This is a genomic window from Corynebacterium tuberculostearicum (assembly GCF_032821615.1).
GTDB lineage: Bacteria > Actinomycetota > Actinomycetes > Mycobacteriales > Mycobacteriaceae > Corynebacterium > Corynebacterium tuberculostearicum_H.
In genome coordinates this window covers 1-1,307 of the sequence record NZ_JAVBIF010000046.1, presented here as the reverse complement: position 1 = coordinate 1,307, position 1,307 = coordinate 1, and the positions used below count along the sequence as shown (strand labels likewise).

General features: G+C 53.2%; 1 protein-coding gene. It reads left to right on the top strand.

The features are described from left to right. The first annotated feature begins 50 nt into the window (after nt 1-50). A protein-coding gene (locus RAE09_RS11805; RefSeq protein ID WP_239194158.1) for an IS3 family transposase occupies nt 51-1,285 on the top strand; the annotation gives its coding sequence in 2 pieces (ribosomal slippage) (nt 51-339 and nt 339-1,285; 1,236 coding nt in all). Nucleotides 1,286-1,307: the final 22 nt, after the last annotated feature.

The window sequence follows — 1,307 nt, the reverse complement described above, 5'->3', positions numbered from 1 at the left end:
TGAAGTGTCCCAGGTTTTGTTCCGTTTAAGTAGATGGGAAAATCTGGAATATGCCAAGAAAATTTGACCAGGATGCAAAGGACCGTGTGGTCCGTCTCGTGGAAGATCGCATCTTGGCAGAAAATATGTCGATGCAAGCCGCGTGCCAGGCAGTAGCTCCAAAGCTGGGGGTTTCATGGCATACGGCCCGTCAATGGACTCAACAGGCCCGTCGTGCGGGAAACATCCCAGAACCTGTGCCTGAAGATTTGGCCGCGGAAAACGCGAGGCTGCGTCGTGAAAATCAAGAGCTACGCGACACTAATGAGCTGCTGAAGGCCGCTTCAGCTTTTTTCGCGTCGGAACTCGACCCAAAACGTCGGAAATGATCCGGTTCATCGATGAATACCGGGTTCGTTTCTCTGTCGAGTTCATCTGTAAGACGTTGAAGAATAACCGGGCTGGTGGGTTCATCACCTCGCGTGGCTATCGCCAGTCCAAGGCCCGTGGATTAAGTGCTCGTCGCCTTCGTGATGCTGTGCTGGTCGAACGCATTAGAACTGTTCATCGGGATAATTACGGTGTCTACGGTGTACGGAAAATGTGGCATGCTCTCCGCCGTGACGGAATTGATATCGGTCGTGAACAAACTGCCCGTTTAATGCGCTTGGCCGGTGTTTCTGGCAAAGGCAAAGGCAGATCACCTCTCACAACCCGTAAGCCTAACGTGCCTGATCTGCGCCCAGACTTGGTCGAGCGTGAGTTCAAAGCCCCCGGCCCGAACAAACTGTGGGTGGCTGACATTACGTATGTGCGCACGAAGAAAGGCTTTGTGTATGCCGCGTTTGTCACCGACGTTTACTCCCGACGGATCGTTGGGTGGGCGTTATCAGACTCCATGCGCACCGAAGCGTTGCCGCTGCAAGCTCTTAATCAGGCGATCGTGTGTGCTGAGGAAACAACAGGTCTCATTCACCATTCGGATCACGGCTCGCAGTACGTCAGCGTGGTCTACAACGAGCGCCTTGCCCAGCACGGGATTGCCGCTTCCACCGGAACTGTCGGGGATTCTTATGACAATGCTCTGGCTGAAAACGTTAACGGCTCCTACAAGAACGAGCTGATCCATACTCGCAGGTGGGATGATGTTGTCGAGGTAGAAATCGCGACGTTCGAGTGGGTGTCATGGTGGAACGAGATGAGGCTTCACCAAAGCTTGGGATACCGAACCCCAGTCGAAGTGGAAACCGATTTTTGGAAGCAGAACCCGCCGCAAGAAATAATAGAAATCAAGGCAAATGCCTAGGAACAAAACTCGGGGCACTTCA